Genomic DNA, 23,581 nt, shown 5'->3' with positions numbered 1-23,581 from the left:
GCTTTCCGTTTGAATTGGAGTGAGACAACAGTGAGTAAAAATCAAAAGCAATGGACACAAGAAGAAGATAGATTTCTCATTGAACATTACGGCGTGATGACGCTTCAAAAAATGGGTGAGCATTTACATAGAAGCAAAGAATCAGTTAACAAACGGCTTACTCGATTAAATCTTCGTGATTCAGATACAGCTTTACGTAAAAAATGGACGCTTGAACAAGATGCTTTTTTACAGGAGAACATTGATCTCATGAATAACCGTGAAATGGCACACTCCTTAGGCAGAAGTCCTTCTTCTATTGCTACGCGCATAAAAGTTTTGGGACTAACACGAAAAACTGCGATGCGAAGATGGACAGTACAAGAAGACGAATATTTGCTAAGGTATTACGGAGTAAAATCCCTTTCGCGCATATCAGCGAAATTGCAGCGAAGTGTGCAAGCACTAGAATCGAGGTTAAGTCGTTTAGAGGTGTATGGAGCTAAATCACACGTAGGACATATTACAGCGTGTGAACTAGCAGCCTGCCTTGAAGCAGATGTTCATACAATTTACAAGTGGATTCATAAAGAGAATCTACCGTATAAAATGATCATCGCCAAGACAAGAACATTCATGGGAATTGACATTCAATCTTTTTGGAAGTGGGCTGAACAAAATAAATCGTGCCTTAACTTTTTTAAAATACCTAAAAATACGCTTATTCCAGAACCAGCGTGGGTGGAGGAACAAAGAAAGCTAGACTATGTAAAGCGCCCTAAATATGAGCATAAAAAGTGGACAGCAGAAGAAGATGCCAGGTTGTGGGGTATGTTCTATCAGGAAAAGCGCAATCAGCGAGAAATTGGAGAGTTGCTCGGGCGTTCGAGAAATAGCGTGCAGCGACGCTTAGAGCGTTTACGTAAAAAGAAACTAGCTAGTTAAAATAAAAACAGCTTGGAGTAAGCATAGCTTATTCCAAGCTGTTTTTATTGATATGATTTTTTGTTAAGCTTTAACTGCTTTTTTCCAATCTGCTGCAAATTTTTCCATTCCTTGGTCAGTTAACGGGTGTTTTGCTAATTGCTCAATAACAGCGTATGGAATTGTGGCAATATGAGCCCCTGCAAGTGCTACGCGCGTTACATGATCCGGATGTCTTACAGATGCGGCGATAATTTGAGAATCGATGTTTTGAACGCGGAATAACTCAGCAATTTTAGATACTAGCTGTACCCCGTCTTCTGAAATATCATCAAGACGTCCTAAAAATGGAGAAACATACGTCGCTCCAGCACGAGCTGCTAAAAGTGCTTGGTTTACTGTAAAGATTAGGGTTACATTTGTTTTTACGCCTTTTTTTGCAAGATAGCGCGTCGCTTCCAAGCCAGCCAATGTCATAGGCAGCTTAATCGTAATATTTTTATCTCCGTCGTTAATTTTAATCAGTTCTTCTGCTTGAGCGATCATGTCTTCAGCAGAAAGTGCGTCAGGCGTTACCTCAGCGGAAACGGATTCAACTTCCGGTACCATTTGAAGGATTTCTTCGATGCGGTCTTCAAATCTTACGCCTTCTTTTGCTACTAAAGATGGATTGGTTGTCACACCAGCTAGAACACCTACTTTGTATGCTTTCTTAATATCCTCAAGGTTTGCTGTATCAATAAAAAATTTCATCTCACTATTCCTCCTTATTGTTATACATCAATCTGCATTTCAACTTGCTTGAGCTATAGCCTAGCCAATTTGCTGCAGGGCATATAGATTTTCTATAGAAGCGTTTTCAATCTCTTTTGCAGTTAATACCTTTAATTTTTCTAAAAATTGTATAGCGTCCACTCGGTCTTCAATGTCTTCTTCTGTACGAATATTCTCCGTTTTAATCTGATGGATACATTCGTTGATGACTTCTTTGTACGCATTCGTTTGGATAAACCATTCTGCTAACAGCGTTTTTGTTGCTTCTCTTTCTTCTTCACTTTTAACTGCAAACAAACTCTCTGTTTCCGTTTCACTCAGCATAAAGCTGCTAAAATCGTGATTCATACAAAGCCAAAAATAACCTTTTTGGCTATCGTAATACTTTCCTTCTCTTAAAAGAAAATACTTGATTCCAAATTTAATTTTATGAGATTGGTTCTCTGAACTCGGCATATGAATTTCTTTTATTTCTACGCTTTCTGACACATCCAGATATGTTTCTAAACCGTACTTTGTATTCACTACTTTTGCATCCAATAGGTCCATCCTCATTCTCCTTTTCTCAAATTCTATTTATTTTTATAAAAACAGAGGTCTGATTTTATGTAATAACGAATCCCATTTTTGTGGATGTTTTTCTTAACCAACCGACATGTTTTACTGTTTACGCTTTCATTATATATCAGATTATTCGAAAAATCATCAAAAACAATCAAATTCATTCAAAAAAAGTCATAAAAACGTAAAAAAATAGTCAAAAAAGGTCATTATTCATTAAAAATAGATGAACTTTTACGTTGATTGCGTGCTTCAATGTTTCTTAAGGGAATTACCTTTTCCAAAAAAACCACTTTTATTACATACCCTTTCTGGAAAAATATACTCATTCGTTTCACCGTTTTTTCACTTTAACATGATATCCTGTAGTATACTTTTGTTTCACGTGCTAATTCCCATGATTTTTTACTATTTAAGGTTATTCATTTTTATTAGTGGGAAAGTTACATAAATACAACACGTTATAGGGGGACTTTAACATGGATAAGAGAATTGAAACATTAAAAGAAAAGCTGCCTGATAATCATAAGGAGGTTGCTGTTCTGACCTCTCATATTTTTGATGCGCTTGATAAATTAACAACTGAACATCGCAGATATGTTGATATTTCGGCAGCAGCCAAAATAAAGCCGAATCCGGATGAAGAGAAAGCTTTTTTTGATACCATTTATCAAGTGAAAACACTCATTATGTCAGAGCTTGAAAAAACCGTTGAGGATATCGAGCATAAAGGTGATAAAAACTGGCATAAGAACTATAAAGATGGAATCGAGTGATAGGTAAATAAAACGTTTAAAAGCCTGTGCTTTTTGGAGCACAGGCTTTTTCCTTTGAGATTCTCTACACTCTACTGGCTTGATTTGGAGAGCTCTTGGAATTCAATCATTGAAGATTTAATACCGTTACTTTTTCACGAGTCATCGATTCAATACTTTTACGAATGCCTTGAGCGCCCATACCAGATCCTTTTACGCCGATAAAAGGAAAATGATCAGGACCGCGTTCCGTGCGGCCGTTGATTTGAACGGATCCGACTTCAATTTTATTTGCAATTGAGAAGGCTTTATTAATATCTTTTGTAAAAACACTTGCTTGTAAGCCAAATTCTGATTCGTTTGCTATATCAACGGCTTCTTGATCAGAAGAGACGCGGATAATTGGTAACACAGGACCGAATGGTTCTTCCCATGCCACGCGCATAGTATCATTCACGTCATCTAAAAGCGTAGGATAGATAAGGTTTCCTTCACGCTTGTTTCCAGTCACAACTTCTGCACCTTTTCCGAGCGCGTCTGCAATTAAAATCTGAATAAAGTCCGCTGCTTTGCTATCAATTAATGGAACGATCGTACATCCATCTTCAGGAGAACCGACTGATAGTTTATGTACTTCTTCTTTTAAAATATTTACGAGCTCGTTTGCCACTTTTTCATGCACAAGTACACGTTTAATAGCTGTACAGCGCTGACCGGAATAAGAAAATGCTCCGCTTATAATATGTTTTGCTGCTTCTTGTAAATCTGCATCTTCACATACAATACCCGGGTCTTTTCCTCCAAGTTCTAGTACAAGAGGAATCATGCCTGCCTTTTTAGCTAATTGAGTACCCGTATTTGTTCCCCCGGTAAATGAAATCATGTTAATGCCTTTATGTTCAACTAAATAATCCCCAATAACAGATCCGCGGCCCGTTACGACGTTTACAAGACCTTGTGGAATACCTGCTTGATGAAGAGCTTCAATCATCTTAATACCGCTGATCGCTCCTTGCGTTGCGGGTTTGAAGATAACTGCATTTCCTGAAATAAGCGCAGGCGCCAGTTTAGCAGCTGCTAAATTTACCGGATAATTAAAAGGAGGAATTGCGAGTACAACCCCTAAAGGCACGCGTTCAACAATAGCAACTTTAGACTTAGAACCGCCAGGAAAACTATCTCCCTTCATGCTTTCTCCGTTCATATGAAGGGCTTCTTCAACTGTATAGCGAATGAAATCTGCTGTGCGCACTACTTCATTCCTTGCATCTTTTAAGCTTTTTCCAACTTCCTTCATAATAATTTCGGCAATTTCACTCTGCATTCTTACCAGCTCATCCGCCCAGTTGTATAAATACCTGGCACGTTCTTGCAGAGAAATTTCTGCCCACCCTTTCTGAGCTTTTTGCGCGGCATGTACTGCTTCATCGACCTCTTCTTTTGTGATAGCCTGCACTTTTCCAATCACGTCATGACGGTATGGAGAAACAATGTCAATTGTCTGCCCTGATTTACTTTCTTTCCACTCACCGTTAAGATAAAAAGAATAAGTTGATACATTTAATACCGTTGTTGTCATAAAAAGTCCCCCTTAATAAAAGTGAAATTATTATCAAAATTTTCAGTCTTTTTTATGAATGAAAACTCTGTGAATATTTGAGCAAAAAGAATTCTAGATGCATCTATTTCTATAACTTTTTATATCGCTTGTAACTTCCTTAAACTTGTTGCCTTTAAAGCAGCAGCTTTTCTCTTTTCGACTCAAAACCAAAGCATCATATAATTTAATGAATATTTTGTATTTTTAATATATATAAATTTCTTTCATTCGTACAATACAAAAAAGTTATCTCAACGATTAATAATGTTAATGATTTATGTCCCCATACGAAAAAAATTTATAGATTCCTACTTTTTTAGGGAAAATGGGAGTTTTAAGCTCCCTTGATTATATTTATTTTGAGGGAGATATTGAGGAGATGCCCTACTCTTTTTATTCTATGTGTTGAGAAAATAAAATAAGGGTATATAATAAATATAGGAAAATGAAGATAAAAGTAGAATATATATTCTAAAGGGAGGGATTTATTGTGATTGTTACTTTAGGTTTTGCGGCATCAATTATTGCTTTGTTTATGCTTTTTACTAATCGGACGTCCAATATCCCGGAAGAAATAATCCATGAAACAACAAATGTTAATAAAGAAGAGCAGGATATGTATTATATATAAAGCGTCTTAACAGACGCTTTTTTGTTGCGATTTTTACAAAGTCTATAGCGGTTAGAAACGGCCCTCACCTATCATTTATCTTTATTTGTCAGTGCCTGATAGCCATAAATAGTTAAGCAGAAACTAATAAACGAAAAAAAGATATGTTTTGGCTTAAAGTTAACTAACTTAAATAAGTCCAATTTTTGATACAAGTAGCTTAGCGGAAAAGCAAATAGTGAATCCATAAGTAAATTAACGAAAAAAAATCTCTTAAAGCTGCCAAACGTAAAATGAAAGATCCACAGTGTCCCTATCAAAAAGGGGCCAAAAATAAAGCTGCTATCATTTAAAATTTTTCCTTTCCACCCTCCTTTTACACTCCACCACTTGTAAGGAATAGCTAATGAGCACATTCCAATTACTAAAGATGAGGCAAATAGAGAAGCGGGAAAATAGGTTCTCATTGATTTTTTTGGCATAAAAACAAGGGAAATCCATGGAAGAAACAATTGAAGAATTCTGATGACGTTGGGCATATTAGTAAATTCTCCTTTCTTATGTTAACATGCCTAAATGTAATCGGATTATGCCTATATCCAAAAAAACGGATAAGCTCTATTGCTCTGTGAGTTATTTACAACCGGTGGAACAATCATAATTAAGACATAGCATAGCTTCTAGCATAACGTTTAAGAGCTAATTCTTTTTAAATGAAAATATCTTAATTCAAAATACGACAGACTTCGACACTATCTATTTGTTACTATATTTTTTAGGTTCTATTTTTAGATTGGAACCATTTTTACATAAATAATTTAACAATTTAAGCCTTTAAAATGACGTGGCAAGTGGAGGAAACTTAATGTGTTTCAAATGTAGACTACTGCTGATAAAGATAGAATTTATACGAAAAATGATGATGATGATTGCCCTAGAAGAAGGGTTTACAAGTAGTAATACGATTAAAATCAGTCAGGATCTCGATGTATTGTTAAATCGGTTTGAAGCTACTTGTTAAAAAATGTTCGTTGATAACAGAAAAAGGATCTTTCGATAAGATCCTTTTTCTGTTGGTAGACAATTATTTGTTTCAAAAAAATGAAGGCTGATGTTATTTAGCAGTACATCTTGATCGCGCGTTCATACTCTATTTAATCATTCTGTGCTTCAAAAAAGTCCCACATCATTTTTGAAGCATTAGGACCTTTTGAATCAGTGTCTGATCCATTGTTATTTCCTCCTGACCATGCATGCCCCATATCCTCTACCATAATTTTTTTCATCCAGATTTTATTTTCTGCATCTATGTAGTCAGACATTATGTAGCTATAATGATTTCCGTTGTCTTGTGACGTATAAAAAGCAGCATTTTCATGTAGGTTTATACCGAAATTCTTATATGTATAAATCCACTGCTGAATTAATGTAGACGCATTAACTGGAGTGACTGTTGTATCTGATTGACCATGAAACGTAATGATGGGAACAGGCCGTGCATAAGGTCCCATTTTTTTATAAGCTTCATCACCGTCAAGTTCAGGATTTAAAGAGCCGTATAGCATGACTTCTCCAGCTGTGATGAGGTCTACAGCATACGCATTACTGCCTGCTGAATGAATGCCTACTGCTTTGAATACATCAGGATAAGCAATAGCCATCACATTTGCCATAAAGCCTCCAGCTGACATACCAGCAAGGTATATATTAGTAGAATCAATCGCATACTTAGCGGTTATGTGATCAATCATATCTTTTATTATGTCTGGCTCTCCATTACCGCGAAACTGGTTATACTTATAAAACCAATTCCAGCACCCGTTGGAATTAGCAAAGTAGTTCATTTGAGGATAGAGAACAATAAAGCCTTTTTCTTCCGCTAGTTTATTCATCTCCGTACCTGCGGCAAAATCATCTGCATCTTGTTGACATCCATGAAGCATAACGATTAATGGTACTTTGCTTAATCCAGTATATGTACTTGGAACATACACCTTGTAAGTAAAATAATCATCATAATTATACTCTTTCCAAATAGGTTGAAAGAACACGCTCTGTAATTCTATTAAAAACGTAGAAACAGTTAAAACTGGGTTCGCAAAAAAGGAATATAAAGTATTCACGGAGTTTACCCTCTCTCTATTTCTGATGTATATACTCTTTATTTCGTTATATCACAAAATAATCCTTTTATTATGTAGCTGATCTTTTTATATGCCTCTAATTATTTTGTTCTTCATTCTTTAGTCGTACAAATTCATATACTAAGTTACGCTCTGCGTTGGATAACAACTTTAGGTAATTTTATTAAACTTAGTATAACAACTAGCCAATCAAAAAATTTAAAAAAGGAGTGTTCATAATGACGAAAGCAAAGCCTAGTTTTAAACATTACTGGAATGAGATTATACGAGGCCTTATTATCACCAAATAGTGTACAAATTCATCATGTAAAACTATAGAAAAAAGAATTCTATAGTAAGAACAGTCACTTAGTACGTTTAATACGAATATACGCGCGGAATACTAGAAAAGGACTGGCTATAAAAGCCCGTCCTTTTTTATGTTATCAAACGATTATTTATTTAACCAAAATTAAAAACTGATATTATTTGGCGGTACATTGTCTCCTTTTTCCTCTTTCTTGAGCTCAGATTCTATGTATGAATCTTTAGAGGACTCTCCCATACGCCAATAAACAAGAAAGCTGATGGCAATACACCCTGCTACATAGAAAAAGAAAAGTGATTCATGGCCGATACTTTTCAGCCATAGGGCAATAAATTCTGCAGTACCTCCAAATATGGCAACTGTAAGTCCGTACGGTAACCCAACACCAAGAGCTCGAATTTCTGTTGGGAAAAGCTCAGCTTTTACAATAGCGTTAATCGATGTATAACCTGTTACAATGATAAGTCCAACTGTCATTAATAAAAAAGCCATGACTGGGTTATGTGCTTGTTTCATAAAAAGAAACAGCGGTACAGTCAGCAATGTTCCCAAAATACCAAAGCTCATTAACAGCGGTCTGCGTCCAATTTTATCAGATAGCATACCTGCTATTGGCTGGATGACAACAAATACAAGCAGTGCACAGAAGTTAATCCAGCTTACAACTCCTTTATCCAGCCCTACACTGTTTACCATAAATTTTTGCAAATACGTCGTATACGTATAAAAAGCGACCGTTCCTCCTAATGTTAAGCCAATAACGGTCAACACTGCTTTAGGATGCTTCATAAGTGCTTTAATAGTCCCTGCATTTTCACGGCTTTCAGAGTCCATTTTAGAAAATTGTTCTGACTCATCCATTGTACGGCGCAGCCATAAAACGCTTAGCGCACCGATTGCTCCAATAACAAAAGGAATACGCCAGCCCCATGAAATCATATCTGCTTCACTAAGAACGTTTTGCAGAATAATTTGAACACCTAATGCCACCAGCTGACCAGCAACAAGCGTCACATACTGAAAGCTTGAATAAAATCCTCTTCGCCCGCTGCTTGCCATTTCAGAAAGGTAAGTTGCAGAAGTTCCGTATTCTCCTCCTAAGGAGATTCCTTGCAGTAAACGCGCTAGTACTAGAATAATAGGAGATAATAACCCTATCGTGCCATAGCTAGGAGTACAAGCGATAATAAAAGAACCGCTCGCCATAATGGTAATAGATAAGGTAAGCGCAGCCCGGCGACCATATCGATCCGCATAGCGCCCCATTAATAAACTACCGATTGGACGCATTAAGAAACCGACAGCAAAGATTGCCGCTGTGTTAAGCAGCTGACTTGTTGGGTCACCTTCCGGGAAGAATTGCGATGAAAAATAGACGGCAAAAGCAGAGTAAACGTACCAATCGTACCATTCAATTAAGTTCCCAACAGATCCTTTAAAAATATTACTTGTAATACGCCTGTTGTTTGCAGCTTCACTGGTATGAGCCATGAGTGATCCCTCTTTTCTTTGAGTGTTTAATGTTGATTCTCCTGTAACATGAAGTAGCAAGTAATTTACCAGCAAATCTTTTTAAACAGCTAGACTGTATTGCTTTTTATAAAACCTGTTCAACCAATTACTTATATAATGAGAGCGCTTAAAAAAGGTTGGGTAATTGATTTCAATATCATCTATAGATAATAAAATAAGCGGTTTTAAAAGCGGCGGCTGTCTATTACATATGTAGTGTTAATCCTCCCTTCCATTTATATATTGTACTATTGATTTATTAGAAAATATAATATTTTCTAATTATTTATACAAAAATTTTACAAAGTTCGGCTTTCTAATTTATATGACAAACAGAAAAAAAGCCATGTTCTTTAAGTGAGAACATGGTTAAGAAAATATTCTTATCAACTTGTGAGTGTAAGCTGCTTACATTTACATAATATGTAGAATAAACATAACTTGTACTAAGCTCTAACCTAAATTTAAGATAATTATCGAATTTTAATCTTATCCCTTATTATATATACAGCCATGGATGCTCTATAATTTTGTTGCATTGGCGACCTTAATTTGGCTCATTTGATTTTAAATTCACATAAAAAGCGTTCTATCCCGAGATATTTTTCACCTAAGCTTGTTGTTTGGAAACCAAACTATATAAAATAATGAATGAGAAGAAATACCCCGAGAACTGGAGCAGCAGCTAACATAAGGTTTATAGAATTTGTAATTCTCCACTTCTTGTCTGTTTTTGATTCCGTGGCCAGATTAGCTCTCATTCGATCACCGCTTACAGCTACTCCAGATATAATGATGGCTAGCCCTACTAATAGAATGAAAACGGCAAAAAATACTGTTTCTGAATTTACGTTTGCTATTGTACATCCTAATAAAAGAATAAAAGATAAGATGAATCCTCCAATAATTGATTTAATCATTTTTGCTTTCCTCCTAGCCTTTTTATAAAGTTTCCACACATTAACTATATAATATCATTTTTTCTATATTTTTACTTTTATTTCTGTTATCCCAACCGATAAAAAGACAGCAATTAAAGCCATTTAAAAAAAGCGAAACGCTTATGTCTAAAAGCGTTTCGCTCAAGGGAAATACATTTTAACTCTCTTTTGTGATATCTGCCGGACATATACGAATTACTTTTGATAAGTCACTTAATGTTAACTGTATCTGGTGACCTACACGCCCGCCTGAAAAGTAAATCGTTTCGCAGTCTTCTGCTGTAGAGTCAATGAAGGTTGTGAACTGCTTTTTCATTCCGATAGGAGAACACCCGCCGTGAACATATCCTGTAAGAGGCAACAGCTCTCTTTGAGGAATCATTTCCAAAGACTTTTCACCAGCTGCTTTTGCCGCTTTCTTTAAATCAAGCTCCTTTTCAACCGGTACCATGAAGACATAATGTTCTTTTGATTTCCCTACGGTCACCAGTGTCTTAAAGACTTTAGCAAGGTCCACTCCCAGCGAAGTAGCTACCTGTACCCCACTCAGCTTTTTAGTGTCATAAGAATAATAGTTGTACTCAATTTTTTTCTGATCTAAAATTCGCATGACATTCGTCTTATCTGCTTTTTTACCCATAATTATCACCGATACTATCATAACACGTTTTGTTTTCATATCTCCATATATTAGGATAGGTAGGTTAGTAAGGGTTATTTTGAGAAAGGCAGGCCGTTATAATGGCCTACCTTTTGGTATTGACTGAAGATACGTATAGGAATCTACACAAATTTTCATCTATTAATAAAGAAGAAAAACAGCGCAAGCATCTTTAGCTTTTACAATATTTCAATATACCCTTCTGTTCCATGTACACGAATTCGCTGTCCGTCTTTTATCAGCCGAGTAGCATTCTCTACTCCAACAACCGCTGGCAATCCGTATTCACGTGCAATGACTGCGCCGTGAGTCATCAGTCCGCCAACTTCCGTAACAAGCCCTTTTATCCCTACGAATAACGGGGTCCAGCTAGGGTCAGTAAAGGAAGTGACTAATATATCTCCATCTGATAGATTAGCATTTTCCATGTTTAAAATGACGCGCGCTCGCCCTTCTATCACTCCTGAAGAAACCGGTAAACCTACAATTGCTTGGGACGGAAGATTTTCTCGTTTGTAAACACCTGTAACAATTTCGCCATGAGACGTGATTACACGCGGCGGCGTTAGCTTTTCATATAATTTGTACTCTTCTTTTCGTTTGATGATGATTTGATCATTCATTTTATGTGTGCGCACGACTTCTTGAAGTTCTTCAAACGTCAGATAGTATATATCTTCTGTTTCAGAAATAACACCGGCTTTTACAAGCTGAGCGGCTTCTTTCAGCAGAGCCTGCTTATAAACAAAATAACGATTAATCATGCCATATTTGGGATATTCACGATAACCGATAAAATTTCGGATGAGATTAATCTTTTCTTTTGTTTCTTTTGCTTTTTGTTCACCATCCGGCAATTGCTTCAAGCGGTTTAATAGCTCTTGCTCTTTTTCCAAGGCTTCCTGCAGGCCTTTTTCAAATTTTTGCTTGCTAGCGTTAGCCTCAAAGTTTTTAATATTACCAAGAATTACAGGAATAAGTGCAGCCGGCTTTTCGCTCCAGCGAGTTTTCGTAATATCGATTTCGCCGGGACATCGCATTCCGTATTTGCTGAGATAATCATAGATAGCATCTCGAGTTTTCTCTCCGCCTTCAAACTCCACCAGGTTCTCCAAAAAGTTATCATCTTTTACGTGTTGTAAATAATGGATGACTTCTGGATAAGGACGAATTACATCTGCTACATCCAATAGCGCCAGACCCATTTCTGATGTAATATTGTTTGGTACAGATTGAGAAATCACGTCTGCTGCGTTTTTTTCACCTAGCCACGTCTCCATTTTTTCATTGATCCATGATGAAGCATCCATAGCGGCCATAAACACAGCTGTACTTTGTGGATCAAATAAAATCTTCTTTAATGTCCCGATATCTTTTGAAATAAAATCGACTAACTCTGACCCAGATTTCGTTTGGATGGTTTGCTTTAGCTCTTCTATTGATGCTTGATTCTTCTTGATCAAGTCAGAAACGATCGTCGAGTCGTTTTCGATTTGTGCCTTAGGCTTCATAGGCGGCACGCTTTTATTGCTTTTACCGGAACTTTGATCATTTGGTAAAGGTTTTATAAAGTCTCCTCGCTCTATTATGCTTGTAAGTGCGTCTTTCATGAGCGGATCATGTTGTCCCATCGCACCTAACATCATTTTTCTGCTGTCAGGTGACGCCAGCATAGGGGTGACATCAACAAACAGCCTTCCACCGGCTGTACGCATCGGTGCATTAGTTGTTAACAGAAAAAAAGACAATCCGAGTGGTTTCATGGCATCGGTCATCATTTGTTGATGTCCAACAGATATATAAACGCGATTTTCCTGATCATGTGCTTCAGGAATTGGATATAAAGTAGTGATTGGACGACTTTGGACAATATAAAATGTATCATCAGCCAAGCACCACTCGATATCCTGAGGACAATCAAAATAAGCTTCAAGCTGTCTTCCAACGCGTTCTAGCTGTAAAATTTGAAAGTCAGTGAGCGCTTGCGTTTTTTGTAGATCGAAATGAACTTCCTTCGTTTCTGTCCCGCCTTCTTTTAATCCGTAACTAGCTACCTTTTTAGCTGCTATTTTTTTATCGACGATTTTTCCTTCTTTTACTTTATAGCAATCGGCAGAGACCAAACCTGACACTAGCGCTTCTCCAAGTCCAAAGCCTGCATCGATTGATAACAGCTTTCGGTTAGAAGTAATTGGGTCAGCGGTAAATAAAATACCTGAAGCCTGCGGGAAAACCATTCGTTGAACAATGACCGATACGTGCACTTGACTATGGTCAAATCCATTTTTAATACGGTAGGTTACCGCGCGATTTGTAAACAGGGAAGCCCAGCATTTGCTAATGTGCTCAAGGATGGCTTCTTTGCCTCTAATGTTTAAATAGGTGTCATGCTGACCAGCAAAAGAAGCATGTGGCAAATCTTCAGCAGTCGCACTTGAACGAACTGCATAAGCATGCTCTTCCCCAAACTGAGAGAGAGAATGAATAACTGCTTTTACAACGTCAGAAGGAATTTTTATTTCCAGAATGATTTGGCGAATTTTTTCGCTAATTTCACCAATTTGATCTCGGTCATCAGCTTTTAGCATCGTCAGCTGGTTCAGTAATGCTTGAAACGTTTCATTTTGTTCAAGGGCTTTTTGATACCCGGCCGCTGTCACACAAAATCCTTCCGGTACTTGTATTCCTTGAATTTTTGATAATGCGCCTAAATTTAAGGCTTTTCCTCCAACAAGTGAAAGCTGTGTATTTTTTATTTCTTGAAAGCTAAGAACTAAAGAGTTCATTCAACATCTCTCCTAACCGGTAATGTTTTATTGATTTTACCAGCAGTAAATTAGAATAAACAGTCTATATCGGCGTTTTTTTATGTGGTATAATTAAAGTAGGAAGAGAAATACATACCTTTTTGTTTGCGGTTACATATTTAAAAGTTGTATAACTAACTTATCTAATTGATTCGTATCCTTTTTAAAGCAGGTAAGTACAACTTTGAAGGATTTGTTATTCTTCCTCATTTAACACTTTCTTTTTAGAGAATAAAATTTCAACATCTCTCCTCATTTTAACCCTTCTTTCATTTGGTCACCTGAAGAGTCTAGTTCATTAGATGATTAACTCTCTTTTTTTGAATTATTCCGAAACCATAGTATTACGAATGTATCTCTTCGCTCGTTTTCTAGCAAGTGTATAAATAATCACCTGCAGCACAAGCGCCGCAAGGCTTATCAGTACTACTTGTTCGACAGAATTAAAGGGCGAAAAATATTTCTCCCATTTAGAATCCGGAAGCCTTAATGCGTTATAAAAATATGAAGTACTAAAAGAAATTATATTCCCTAAAATAAGTGATAAATCCGCTCTAATAAGCCCACTTAGATAAGACAGTGCTAGTGTAACTATGGCCATGATTATATAGCTTACCTTTGAATCATCCTCAAAATCTTTTCGCATAGATAAATAAACATATGGAATGCAGTAAATGGTAAAAATTATAAAAGGAAGTAGTCTTCTCATATAGTAATCTCTCCAATATTTAGGATTCGACATAGTTCTCTATTATTATAAATTACCGAAGAGAATTTTTTCCAGTTTTTTGTACGCAGAGAGTGTAGAAATACTTATATGTATCATGATCGTTTGTAGAATCATTCCTTAGGGCAAAGTAAAAAAGCACGCTTATGAGTGCTTTTTTACAGCATATTTATTTAAACAGGACGTGTGTTTTAATCGAACATTTTCCGTTTACTGGTAACAATTACTTCTTTATTTTTCTCCTAAAATGGCTACAGGGCTAAATACCTCGTAATGAATACGTTCGTTTGGTATATCCCATCTATGTAATGCTTTAAGAATAGCTTCCATAAACGGAATCGATCCGCAGAAATAAAAGACAGCTTCTTTTGAAGGAACAACGGATTGTAACAATTCTAAATCAATATAACCCTCTTTATCAAAATCAGTGCCAAGTCGATCCCCTTCATTAGGCGAGCTATAACAGATGAAGGAGGTAACATTTTCGTGGTTGTATGTAGAACTCATTGTTGTTTCTCCCCTAAAAAACTAATTTTAGATTATGCATGCATTATATTTCCTGTATGCTCCAATAAAAGAAAAAACGGTTTTTCCCCTTTGTTATAAATTAATGATTAGTAAAAGTTTAGGCCTAATTTTTCATAAAAACACTAATACGTAAATCTTATGTTTGTTAAGAAAGAACGCTTATGAATTTGATTTCTTCTCAATAAAGTAACAGCATAGTTGGGTACGCTCAAAGAGAAAGCTGGCTTCTAATAATCGTTTATAATTTACTGCCTTCATGCATCTAACCTATACGAACCGAACATCGATAAGTACGTTTAATCTCATTTTATTCTTTAACTCAAATGCATCATCAATGAAGACAATTAGTTTCCCTTGGGAGTCAATAAACTGAATGAATCCTGTCTCTGTTATGCATTGACCTTTCTTGTAATATGTAAGGTAGACTTGTTTATTTGTATGTAAGGCTTCAACCAAGATGAAATTAATCTGTTCCATTTGATCTTCTGTTAAAAAAGGTTGAGGTACCTCTGCTTGTTTTTTTATCATTTCCTGTAATCCTCTGTATTGCTCGGGCATAGTGGCAAACGGTCGCCATTTTTTCATTCCTCTGTTTTGCATGTCATCTTCCTCCTTTATGCTTTATGACCTCCTAAAAGGCCGTTTCGATAACGAGCTGTTGAATGCTCGAGATGGCTTGAAGCTCGCAGAACGCTATTCTTCCCATAACGCATACGAATTTCATCAATTGTTTTAGCAAGCGCATAGGTTCTTTCACGCTGGTCAATATCTTCAAATAAGCTCATTTGCTCTTCTTCTTGAATACTAGTGTTCGATAAAGAAATTCCAATCGATCGAATGGGCATTCCGCTATCAAATGTGTGTAGGATGGTTAAACAATAAGGAAAGATATCTTGACTTAGACTCGAGGCCCGCCCCATCTTCTTTTGTCTTGAGAAGCCGCCACCTGTTTGTTTGCTGTAGCCAATGGATAAATGAATAGTTTGTGCCACGACTTGATGCATACGTAAACGAAAGCACACATCGTCTAATAGTTCTAATAGCAGCAATTCTACTTCTTTTCGATTTGTATAGTCTCGAAACAGAATTTGACTCTTCCCGAATGATCGAGAGCTCGGAATATACACGTCAGAAATGCGACTAAAATCAATTCCATTTGCATGTTGGTGGATTTCCTCTCCTAAGACACCAAATTCTTTACGTATCATCTCTACAGAAGAAAGAGCGAGTTCTTTTATGGAGTGAATACCTAAACGATTTAAGCGTCTTTCCGTAGCGGACGAGATTCCCCAGAAATCCTTCATTGGGTGAATCGACCATAATTTGAAAGGAATATCTTCGTATCGCCAATAAGCTACCCCTGTTGTGCTATTCTTGGCCTCATGATCTAAGCTCACCTTAGCCAGTAAGAGATTGGGACCTATGCCTGCAGTAGCTGTCAGCCGTGTTTTGCGATAAATCTCGTTAATGATTTTACGGGCTAATTCTTTTGGTGTGCGAGCGAATAAATGCAAAGAAGCTGTGGCATCAATAAACAACTCATCAATGCTATACGCATGAAAATCCTCAGGAGCCACATACTGTAATACCAAACTAGAAACATAGTTCGAAGCCTTGACATACCTTTCCATGGATGGATTTACGACATGGATATCTTTCCTTCTAGGAATGTCGAAAAGACGGCTGCCTGTTTTGATCCCTTCTTTCTTTAATAAGGGTGTGGCAGCTAACACAACTGATCCCGACCGCTTTGTATCTCCTACAACTGCCAACCTTGTTTTTAATGGATCTAGCCTACGTATCACGCATGAAACCGAAGCAAAGAATGCTTTCATATCAATACAAATAATGACCCTGTTTGGTAGATATTCATAATCCATTGGAATAACTCCTCAAATAAAGAACGTTTGTTCTCTATTATATACGAACAAACGTTCTTTGTTCAATAAAAACTCTAAAGTTTTCCCGATTATTGTTAATATAATAGAAGACAAGAATATCACGAGTAAATTTGGAAGATAAAGGAGATAGCAAATGAATAAGAAAATGACTAACTATATTATCTTTTTTTCATGGTTTTTGTTTTTAGTTCTTTTATGGATTATCTTCTCATTTTTTAAAGGTGAAAATGGACAGTGGTGGTCTATGTATCGTTTAAATGCAGACAAATACGGCCTTTGGGCTTTAGAGATTTCTTACATAAAGTCTAGTATTGCTGCTTTTATCTCATTAGCAATAGCTTATATAGTGAGTTTTGGATTCAAAAGAAAAAGATAAGGTCAAATCAAGTGCTTTGAAAGTAATATACATCGTTGGCTTTAATCGGAATAAGAAATAATGATAAAAAGACCTTAATTAATATGTTAATAAGGTCTTTTCAGTATCTATAAAATTTATTATGTATTTTATAGATATTAAATAATTGATTTTACTTTTGGATGTTTAGCCCATTTTCAAAAGCTTTATAAGTTTCGTAGTACTATATTTATAAACTTTCTTGCATGTAATTAAATCTCATTAGTTAACAGAATAATATACGCGTTTTGAATATTATTTATGGTCTTCTCAAAAGATAATAACCATATTAAACTACTTAATGTACGCGATTTGAATAAAGATTTTGGTTTTTAATATTATTTTTATTTTAACAATGCATAATGAACGGAAAATTGATAATTTTTTAAATTTTATCAAAAAAGTTTATTTTTTATATTGAAATATGTAATTTGACTGTTTATAATACAAAAAAGATAAGTTATTTGCAGTTTAAGTTGTCTGAAAATTTAATTTTTTATGAAGAATATTATTAATGGGGGTTTCACCGTGTCAAACAAAGTACCGTTTTCTTTTATAGTAATCATTGGTTTAATGTTATTTGCATTATTTTTTGGAGCTGGAAATTTAATATTCCCTGCCATGCTCGGTCAGTTAGCGGGAGCAAATATCTGGTCAGCAAATGCGGGTTTTTTAGTTACTGGAGTAGGCTTGCCTTTACTTGGTGTACTAGCTTTTGGATTCTCCGGAAAGGAAGATTTACAATCATTAGCAAGTCGCGTACATCCTATCTTTGGTTTAGTATTTACAACTGTTCTTTATCTAGCTATTGGACCTTTATTTGCTATCCCACGAACAGGTAATGTCTCTTTTGAAATTGGACTTAAACCTTTCATTTCTGAAGGCTCTAGTTCTATAGCTTTACTCATATTTACTATTATATTTTTCAGTATTACATGCTTTTTTTCTCTCAATCCGGCGAAAATTGTCGATATTGTCGGAAAATTCTTAACGCCAATTAAATTAACATTCATTGGAATTCTAGTTCTAGTAGCTTTTATTCATCCTATTGGAAAATTTCAAGCACCTACAGAAAAATATGTAACAAACTCTTTTTTTAATGGATTCCAAGAAGGATACCTAACAATGGATACTCTTGCATCTTTCGTTTTCGGAATCATTATTATCAATGCAATTAAAGAAAAAGGCGCTAAAACAAAGAAGCAAATTATAACTGTTTGCCTAAAAGCTACGGGAATTGCTGCTATTATTCTTGCAACTATCTATTCTGCCCTTTCATATATGGGTGCTTCAAGTGTAGAAAAGCTTGGGCATTTAGATAACGGAGGTGCGGTCTTAGCAAAAGTATCTAATTATTATTTTGGAGAATACGGAGGCGTACTGCTAGGCTTAATGATTACAGTAGCTTGTCTGACAACTAGCGTAGGACTTATTACTGCATGCTCTTCTTATTTCCATAAATTATTACCATCTATTTCTTATAAGAAAATTGCGATTAGCCTATCCATATTTAGCGCAATAATCGCAAATGTCGGATTAAATCAATTAATTTCTTTTTCAGTACCTGTTTTAACAGTTCTCTATCCATTAGCAATTGTGCTAATCTTTTTGACATTCCTTCATTCTTTATTTAAAGGATGTGCTGAGGTATACCAAGGTAGCCTATTCTTAACGTTTGTTGTAAGCCTGGTAGATGGATTAAATGATTTTGGCTTACACATCCCTGGTATTGACCAATTATTTACTTACTATCTTCCTCTTTACCATATTGGATTGGGTTGGATATTCCCTGCAATTATTGGAGGTCTTGCAGGTTATGGAGTTAACTTGTTTAAAAATAAAGAGAAATTTACTTCTAAATCAACAAGGTTAAATAAATAAATTCTAAAAGAAACCTTTGCTCAGATTGAGACAAAGTCCATAAAAAACCACTATTCCCTCGCTTTTTCTAAATAAGTGAGAGAATAGTGGTTTTAAGAAATCTTTACTTATTCGCTCATAATCTCTTGTTTATTTTATTTCAATTGCCGAAGCTTTGTTATCCCAATCTGAAGCCATATTGGCAGTTTTACCATACCAATCAGAGTGTCTAAAAGAGACTCCTTTGCCATACCCTTGAGATGAAGTATGCTCCCAGAGAGTCGTTGAATAGCTTGAAGAAGGTGATGCCGTGCTTAAAGACGAAATTCTGTCGTTCCAGCTGGAAGGCAAGTTTTTAAAACCGTCTCTCCAATAAATGTACTGGCCTCCTTTATTTTTAGACTCGTAGAAATCCGTACAACAAGCACCACTGCCCATCATGGTGACTTTGTTTTGAAGTCTCTGTTTATCTTTCTCAATAAATGCGTTCAAAGCCTCCCGGCTCGTAAACCCATATGCCAACCAAGCGCCTTCTTTATTCTGTTTAGGTAGAACCATGGTTACTTGTATATCTTTGTTGGAAATGCTATTCATTTTGACCTGAGAATCTACATCTTTTCCATCGACAGTTACATAATCAAATGTTTTAATTGTATACTCTTTTTCTGCATACGCCCCGTTCGCGGGCACTGCTATAAATCCCACCATAACAAAAAGAAAACACAATGCGGAAAAGCAACGTTTTACTTGCAAGTCCTTCACTCCCTTATTATTTACATTTTGGTAATATGGTTGAACAAGCGAACCGGTGTTAGTACCCATGTGTAAAATCCAGATGAAATAACAGTTTTTTTGTCAAATGTTATAGCTGGTTACTCTAAATCCCCTATACCATAAATATAATAAATATTTAAAATGTAATAAAATGCTAAAATCACTAAATTTAATTTTAGTTAAAAATGATCATTTTTAACATTAAATGTAAAATAAGCGCGAAACAAATAGTATTTAATTAATTTTTATAACCGTTTATTATTCCTAATAGAATAGTTCTAGTTATCATAATTGATTTTATAAGAACCAGAAGTACTCGAAATAAGTTTAGCTAGAAATTCACATTTTTATTTTAGAGAAATTATGCAAAATATTGATAAAAGGGGGAGCACAGATGAATGTAACAGATATAATATTAATAAATTTAAAAGAGATTAGGAGAAGAAGTATAAAGGTTTGGGAAGCAATTCCTGAAGATAAACTCGATTGGAATCCGGATAAAGGGGCTATGCTATGTTTAGAAATGATCCGTCATGTTTTAGAATCAGAATATTACTACCACTTAGCTATTAAAAATTCAGGTAGTCTAAGGGAATTTAATTCTCCTTTCGAAAAGAGACCATTACATTCTGTAAAAGATGAATTAGAATTTGCAAAATCATACCACCAACAATTTTTAGAAATGATTAGTACTTTTTCTGAAGAAGATTTAACAACTATTCAAATAGACCGTTCAGATGTGGGCTACGTTCGTTCCCTAGGTGATATGTTGATGCGGATAGGCTATCATGAATCCGTACATGCTGGACAACTCTTACAATATCTAAGGATCATGGGGGTTGATCGCCCTAGAATATGGGGTTAAAACAAGCAAACGCTATAAATATCATATACAATCTTAGTTATCATAATCACTCTTCAAGGAACCAAGCAAGCGAAAGAACCCTTATAAATAAGGGTTCTTGGAAGTTTTTTTTATTGGATATACAGTTTCTTATACGTCTTTGGTATAACTGATTTTTTCTGTTTATCAGTTGAGAGGATAATGTATAAAAAACCTACCTTTTATACATATGGCAGTGTACCTAACCATTAGTCCTTATAGCAAAAATGTGCTATTGTGTACATGCGGTTATATTTTGGTACTTTATAATTAGCATTCCTACTAAAAAGCTATCTCGTTTGTTAATGTCGAGATAGCTTTTAATATATAAATAAAAATTTAAAAACATCTTTACTTTATTATCCAAATTATTTATAATTTACAAGTCGATTAGTAAGTTAATCACCACTTACTAAAAAGCTATCGCTTTCTCTTGCTAGGCCAATGCTGAGAGAAAGCGATCGTTTCTTATTTATAAAGAGATGAATACTTACTTCGTTAAGCTTACCTTCTGTAATTCATTCAACAATTGATCAATGGATCGGCTCACTTGAAGTGTGCGATCACTTGTTATACCTTCTTCTCGTGCTACTTGAATCATCTTCTCCCTCTCTTTTTCTATCTCTATAAGTAAAGTTTGTTGTAAAACACCTTTATACCCCTGCAATTTCTCTACCACCTATTTACTAAAAATGTTAATATGTTCACCTATTTAACAATAAATGTATTCTCCTTTTATTTCAACACCCAACCTAAAAGAAGTCAGGGGTATCCTTTGTAAGACCTACTTAATAGCTCGAAATCTAGAAATACGAGGATAGATAGTCATTTTGCAGTCTGGTTTATCTTGTTATCATTGCTATTCTATTTGGAATTCCCCAAGGGATATTGAATTTAGCTAACCAAAATGCTGTCTATTTTCAGGCTTCGCCCAAACACATTGGTGCTTCAGCTGGTTTATTAAGAACCTTTATGTACATGGGAACTATACTTTCTTCTGCCACAAACGGATTGTTTTTTAAATCTGAAGCAAATACAAAAGGAATCCATCATCTAGCACTATTTAGTTTAATCATTTGTTTTATTCTGATTGTTACCCTATTCGATCAATCTCTGAGTAAAATTAAAAAAAACAGATGACCGTTTAAAATGCTGTATTTACACTTAGGCATGCTTATTTGCAAGAAGATTTTAGTAATAAACTTCAACGATTGGACACTTTTATGTAGTAACGAAAAAGCCCAGTTTCTCAGTCAATAAATTGAGTAATTGGGCTTTTTATTACTGGAAATTCCTTAGTGGGAAAAATGCACATTTTGTATATGATCGTGCACCTTGGGGAATGTTAATCCAACTCATTAGCTATACACCAAATGAATTAGATTATCCAGAAGAGAGTGAAGCAAAACGTTTCACACCTTAATAGATAATCTGGTGGGTGTTTATATTTAAAACATAAAATAACAACTTAAAAAGCTGCATTTCTATAAATCAACATAGGAATGCGCTTTTTGTTTGTTGAAATAGTAACCGTATACCTTATTTGTTGAATAAATGAACATTGCCAGACAAGTAATGAGGTATAGCTAACCGTCATATTTTAAAATTATTGAAGAAGTAAATAAAATTCTTAATGAAGAGATATCTTAAATACTGAAATAGACATTAATAATTTACGTTTATTTACAGATTAAACATAGGATAAATAGCAACAATTCTCAGTAGCAATCAGCTCTGTTGAATATAAAAGAGGTATGGGAGGAATATAATGATAATTTTTTTAATTATATTTGCAATATTAGCTGGCATGGCTTTACCTACTCAATTTAGTGTCAATGCTCAATTGAGATCTGTCGTACATTCCCCTATCATTGCTTCGACTATTTCTTTTATAGTTGGTGCAATTATTTTGCTTATTATATCTTTATTTGGAAAAGGTATGAGTGTAAATAAAGAATGGTTCGCAGCACCGTGGTGGGTATGGACCGGAGGCCTGTTAGGAGCTTTTTATGTAGTTGCTTCTATTGTACTTATACCTCGTCTAGGAGCTACTGCTACAGTTGCTTACATTCTTGCAGGTCAAATGGTTGCTTCTACTTTAATTGACCATTTTGGATTAATAGGAGTGCATGTGCACTCTTTAAGCATTCCTAGAGTAATAGGAGTAGTTTTAATCATTGTCGGAGTTATTATCATTCAAAAATTTTAAAATGTAATAATATAAAAGAAAACAGTTATGAAATCGATAATAAACATAACGCCATACAGTAGAAAAAAATAACTAATACTTTATCTAAATAAGCACTGACTATTTCCTATTTTAGTTAGTGCTTATTTTAAATACGTTTTTATTTTATCCTTACATAAAACGAGCATCAATGAATTCGCTTAATCTCATTTTATTCTTTAACTCAAATACGTTATCAATAAAAAAATCAATTACCAAGGGAATCGACAAACTGAATGAACCTTGTCTCTGTTATGTACTGCCCTTTTTTATAATATGTAAGGTACACTTATTTATTTGTATGTAAGGCTTCAATTAAGGTGAAATTAATCTGTAAGACTATTTCGATAACGATCTGTCGAGTGAGGAAGGTGACTAGACTCACGTAGTACACTATTCTTGCCATAACGCAGCCGAATGTCATCAATCGTTTTAGCAAAAGCATAGGCTCTTTCACGCTGATCGATATCCTCAAATAAGCTCATTTGCTCCTCTTCTTGAATGCTAGTGTTTGATAAGGAAATGCCAATGGAGCGAATCGGCATCCCACTATCAAATGTATGTAAAATGGTTAAACAATATGGAAAGATATCTTGGCTTAAGTTCGAGGCTCTCCCCATTTTCTTTTGTCTGGACAAGCCTCCACCTGTTTGTTTGCTGTAGCCAATCAACAAATGAATCGTTTAAGCTACTACTTGATGCATGCATAAAC

24 protein-coding genes are annotated in these 23,581 nt (G+C 35.3%); 8 read left to right on the top strand and 16 right to left on the bottom strand.

What is annotated here, in order from left to right; genetic code table 11:
- The first annotated feature begins 30 nt into the window (after window positions 1-30).
- Window positions 31-924, top strand: coding sequence for a hypothetical protein (locus OK414_RS09630; protein ID WP_034652861.1), 894 nt, complete (start codon window positions 31-33; stop codon window positions 922-924).
- 63 nt (window positions 925-987) lie between these two features.
- Here the strand turns inward: OK414_RS09630 and fsa are convergent, their stop codons facing one another.
- Together fsa and OK414_RS09620 are read right to left on the bottom strand one after the other, a co-directional pair.
- Complete coding sequence (gene fsa / locus OK414_RS09625; protein WP_034652863.1) at window positions 988-1,656, bottom strand: fructose-6-phosphate aldolase; 669 nt, start codon at window positions 1,654-1,656, stop codon at window positions 988-990.
- Between the two features lie 60 nt (window positions 1,657-1,716).
- Entirely contained in the window at window positions 1,717-2,226 is a 510-nt protein-coding gene (locus OK414_RS09620; protein ID WP_263045537.1) for a hypothetical protein, read from the bottom strand.
- Window positions 2,227-2,717: 491 nt separating this feature from the next.
- On the opposite strand from OK414_RS09620, the gene OK414_RS09615 reads away from it, so the two are divergent.
- Entirely contained in the window at window positions 2,718-3,014 is a 297-nt protein-coding gene (locus tag OK414_RS09615; RefSeq protein WP_013082749.1) for a hypothetical protein, read from the top strand.
- Window positions 3,015-3,120: 106 nt separating this feature from the next.
- Here the strand turns inward: OK414_RS09615 and OK414_RS09610 are convergent, their stop codons facing one another.
- A complete protein-coding gene (locus tag OK414_RS09610) occupies window positions 3,121-4,572 on the bottom strand; it encodes an NADP-dependent glyceraldehyde-3-phosphate dehydrogenase (RefSeq protein WP_216874961.1) in 1,452 nt (483 codons plus the stop codon).
- A gap of 511 nt (window positions 4,573-5,083) precedes the next feature.
- Between OK414_RS09610 and OK414_RS09605 the strand changes: the two genes are divergently transcribed.
- A complete protein-coding gene (locus tag OK414_RS09605) occupies window positions 5,084-5,224 on the top strand; it encodes a hypothetical protein (RefSeq protein ID WP_168797079.1) in 141 nt (46 codons plus the stop codon).
- A gap of 71 nt (window positions 5,225-5,295) precedes the next feature.
- Here OK414_RS09605 and OK414_RS09600 read toward each other — a convergent pair whose 3' ends face one another.
- A complete protein-coding gene (locus tag OK414_RS09600; RefSeq protein WP_016763751.1) occupies window positions 5,296-5,742 on the bottom strand; it encodes a hypothetical protein in 447 nt (148 codons plus the stop codon).
- 326 nt (window positions 5,743-6,068) lie between these two features.
- Between OK414_RS09600 and OK414_RS09595 the strand changes: the two genes are divergently transcribed.
- Window positions 6,069-6,224, top strand: a complete 156-nt coding sequence (locus tag OK414_RS09595; RefSeq protein WP_016763750.1) for an aspartyl-phosphate phosphatase Spo0E family protein — start codon at window positions 6,069-6,071, stop codon at window positions 6,222-6,224.
- 133 nt (window positions 6,225-6,357) lie between these two features.
- Here OK414_RS09595 and OK414_RS09590 read toward each other — a convergent pair whose 3' ends face one another.
- The 9 genes from OK414_RS09590 to OK414_RS09550 form a co-directional block, all read right to left on the bottom strand.
- Window positions 6,358-7,326 (bottom strand): alpha/beta hydrolase family esterase, encoded by a 969-nt coding sequence (locus OK414_RS09590; RefSeq protein WP_263045536.1) that lies wholly within the window; start codon window positions 7,324-7,326, stop codon window positions 6,358-6,360.
- Window positions 7,327-7,798: 472 nt separating this feature from the next.
- Window positions 7,799-9,145: an MFS transporter gene (locus OK414_RS09585; RefSeq protein WP_095379502.1), complete on the bottom strand. Its 1,347-nt coding sequence runs from the start codon at window positions 9,143-9,145 to the stop codon at window positions 7,799-7,801.
- Window positions 9,146-9,801: 656 nt separating this feature from the next.
- Window positions 9,802-10,086, bottom strand: coding sequence for a DUF5316 family protein (locus OK414_RS09580; RefSeq protein WP_034655212.1), 285 nt, complete (start codon window positions 10,084-10,086; stop codon window positions 9,802-9,804).
- Between the two features lie 178 nt (window positions 10,087-10,264).
- The gene (gene ybaK, locus OK414_RS09575) at window positions 10,265-10,747 is read right to left on the bottom strand and encodes a Cys-tRNA(Pro) deacylase (RefSeq protein ID WP_263045535.1); all 483 of its coding nucleotides are present in this window, start codon (window positions 10,745-10,747) and stop codon (window positions 10,265-10,267) included.
- A 200-nt stretch (window positions 10,748-10,947) separates the two neighbouring features.
- Window positions 10,948-13,554 carry a phosphoenolpyruvate synthase gene (gene ppsA / locus OK414_RS09570; RefSeq protein ID WP_263045534.1) on the bottom strand — a complete coding sequence of 869 codons (2,607 nt, stop codon included), beginning with the start codon at window positions 13,552-13,554 and terminating at the stop codon, window positions 10,948-10,950.
- 346 nt (window positions 13,555-13,900) lie between these two features.
- The gene (locus tag OK414_RS09565; protein WP_034652872.1) at window positions 13,901-14,284 is read right to left on the bottom strand and encodes a hypothetical protein; all 384 of its coding nucleotides are present in this window, start codon (window positions 14,282-14,284) and stop codon (window positions 13,901-13,903) included.
- A 249-nt stretch (window positions 14,285-14,533) separates the two neighbouring features.
- Complete coding sequence (locus OK414_RS09560) at window positions 14,534-14,809, bottom strand: hypothetical protein (RefSeq protein WP_263045533.1); 276 nt, start codon at window positions 14,807-14,809, stop codon at window positions 14,534-14,536.
- A 288-nt stretch (window positions 14,810-15,097) separates the two neighbouring features.
- Entirely contained in the window at window positions 15,098-15,430 is a 333-nt protein-coding gene (locus tag OK414_RS09555; RefSeq protein ID WP_034652878.1) for a YolD-like family protein, read from the bottom strand.
- A 14-nt stretch (window positions 15,431-15,444) separates the two neighbouring features.
- Complete coding sequence (locus OK414_RS09550; RefSeq protein WP_263045532.1) at window positions 15,445-16,710, bottom strand: Y-family DNA polymerase; 1,266 nt, start codon at window positions 16,708-16,710, stop codon at window positions 15,445-15,447.
- A 154-nt stretch (window positions 16,711-16,864) separates the two neighbouring features.
- Here OK414_RS09550 and OK414_RS09545 point away from each other — a divergent pair, with 154 nt between their 5' ends.
- Together OK414_RS09545 and brnQ are read left to right on the top strand one after the other, a co-directional pair.
- The gene (locus OK414_RS09545; RefSeq protein WP_034652881.1) at window positions 16,865-17,107 is read left to right on the top strand and encodes a hypothetical protein; all 243 of its coding nucleotides are present in this window, start codon (window positions 16,865-16,867) and stop codon (window positions 17,105-17,107) included.
- A 546-nt stretch (window positions 17,108-17,653) separates the two neighbouring features.
- Window positions 17,654-19,006 (top strand): branched-chain amino acid transport system II carrier protein, encoded by a 1,353-nt coding sequence (gene brnQ / locus OK414_RS09540; protein WP_263045531.1) that lies wholly within the window; start codon window positions 17,654-17,656, stop codon window positions 19,004-19,006.
- 129 nt (window positions 19,007-19,135) lie between these two features.
- On the opposite strand, the gene OK414_RS09535 is transcribed toward brnQ, so the two are convergent.
- On the bottom strand, window positions 19,136-19,693 hold the full coding sequence (locus tag OK414_RS09535; RefSeq protein WP_216875171.1) for a hypothetical protein: 558 nt from the start codon (window positions 19,691-19,693) through the stop codon (window positions 19,136-19,138).
- A 460-nt stretch (window positions 19,694-20,153) separates the two neighbouring features.
- Between OK414_RS09535 and OK414_RS09530 the strand changes: the two genes are divergently transcribed.
- Window positions 20,154-20,624: a DinB family protein gene (locus OK414_RS09530; protein ID WP_263045530.1), complete on the top strand. Its 471-nt coding sequence runs from the start codon at window positions 20,154-20,156 to the stop codon at window positions 20,622-20,624.
- A gap of 508 nt (window positions 20,625-21,132) precedes the next feature.
- On the opposite strand, the gene OK414_RS09525 is transcribed toward OK414_RS09530, so the two are convergent.
- A complete protein-coding gene (locus tag OK414_RS09525; protein WP_016766643.1) occupies window positions 21,133-21,309 on the bottom strand; it encodes an aspartyl-phosphate phosphatase Spo0E family protein in 177 nt (58 codons plus the stop codon).
- A gap of 1,101 nt (window positions 21,310-22,410) precedes the next feature.
- On the opposite strand from OK414_RS09525, the gene OK414_RS09520 reads away from it, so the two are divergent.
- A complete protein-coding gene (locus OK414_RS09520) occupies window positions 22,411-22,851 on the top strand; it encodes a DMT family transporter (RefSeq protein WP_016766641.1) in 441 nt (146 codons plus the stop codon).
- A gap of 344 nt (window positions 22,852-23,195) precedes the next feature.
- Here OK414_RS09520 and OK414_RS09515 read toward each other — a convergent pair whose 3' ends face one another.
- Window positions 23,196-23,540, bottom strand: a complete 345-nt coding sequence (locus OK414_RS09515; protein WP_256656499.1) for a hypothetical protein — start codon at window positions 23,538-23,540, stop codon at window positions 23,196-23,198.
- Between the last annotated feature and the right edge of the window lie 41 nt (window positions 23,541-23,581).

It is taken from the genome of Priestia sp. JV24 (assembly GCF_025910025.1).
Taxonomy (GTDB): Bacteria; Bacillota; Bacilli; order Bacillales; family Bacillaceae_H; genus Priestia; species Priestia megaterium.
The sequence above is the reverse complement of the archived record's forward strand: the minus strand, read 5'-3'. Positions and strand labels throughout refer to the sequence as shown.

Coding starts and splice junctions, on each gene's coding strand:
- fsa (WP_034652863.1), bottom strand. CDS start 1,656: ATGAAATTTTTTATTGATACAGCAAACCTTGAGGATATTAAGAAAGCA.
- OK414_RS09620 (WP_263045537.1), bottom strand. CDS start 2,226: ATGGACCTATTGGATGCAAAAGTAGTGAATACAAAGTACGGTTTAGAA.
- OK414_RS09615 (WP_013082749.1), top strand. CDS start 2,718: ATGGATAAGAGAATTGAAACATTAAAAGAAAAGCTGCCTGATAATCAT.
- OK414_RS09610 (WP_216874961.1), bottom strand. CDS start 4,572: ATGACAACAACGGTATTAAATGTATCAACTTATTCTTTTTATCTTAAC.
- OK414_RS09600 (WP_016763751.1), bottom strand. CDS start 5,742: ATGCCCAACGTCATCAGAATTCTTCAATTGTTTCTTCCATGGATTTCC.
- OK414_RS09595 (WP_016763750.1), top strand. CDS start 6,069: ATGTGTTTCAAATGTAGACTACTGCTGATAAAGATAGAATTTATACGA.
- OK414_RS09585 (WP_095379502.1), bottom strand. CDS start 9,145: ATGGCTCATACCAGTGAAGCTGCAAACAACAGGCGTATTACAAGTAAT.
- OK414_RS09580 (WP_034655212.1), bottom strand. CDS start 10,086: ATGATTAAATCAATTATTGGAGGATTCATCTTATCTTTTATTCTTTTA.
- ybaK (WP_263045535.1), bottom strand. CDS start 10,747: ATGGGTAAAAAAGCAGATAAGACGAATGTCATGCGAATTTTAGATCAG.
- ppsA (WP_263045534.1), bottom strand. CDS start 13,554: ATGAACTCTTTAGTTCTTAGCTTTCAAGAAATAAAAAATACACAGCTT.
- OK414_RS09565 (WP_034652872.1), bottom strand. CDS start 14,284: ATGAGAAGACTACTTCCTTTTATAATTTTTACCATTTACTGCATTCCA.
- OK414_RS09560 (WP_263045533.1), bottom strand. CDS start 14,809: ATGAGTTCTACATACAACCACGAAAATGTTACCTCCTTCATCTGTTAT.
- OK414_RS09555 (WP_034652878.1), bottom strand. CDS start 15,430: ATGCAAAACAGAGGAATGAAAAAATGGCGACCGTTTGCCACTATGCCC.
- OK414_RS09550 (WP_263045532.1), bottom strand. CDS start 16,710: ATGGATTATGAATATCTACCAAACAGGGTCATTATTTGTATTGATATG.
- OK414_RS09545 (WP_034652881.1), top strand. CDS start 16,865: ATGAATAAGAAAATGACTAACTATATTATCTTTTTTTCATGGTTTTTG.
- OK414_RS09535 (WP_216875171.1), bottom strand. CDS start 19,693: ATGGTGGGATTTATAGCAGTGCCCGCGAACGGGGCGTATGCAGAAAAA.
- OK414_RS09530 (WP_263045530.1), top strand. CDS start 20,154: ATGAATGTAACAGATATAATATTAATAAATTTAAAAGAGATTAGGAGA.
- OK414_RS09520 (WP_016766641.1), top strand. CDS start 22,411: ATGATAATTTTTTTAATTATATTTGCAATATTAGCTGGCATGGCTTTA.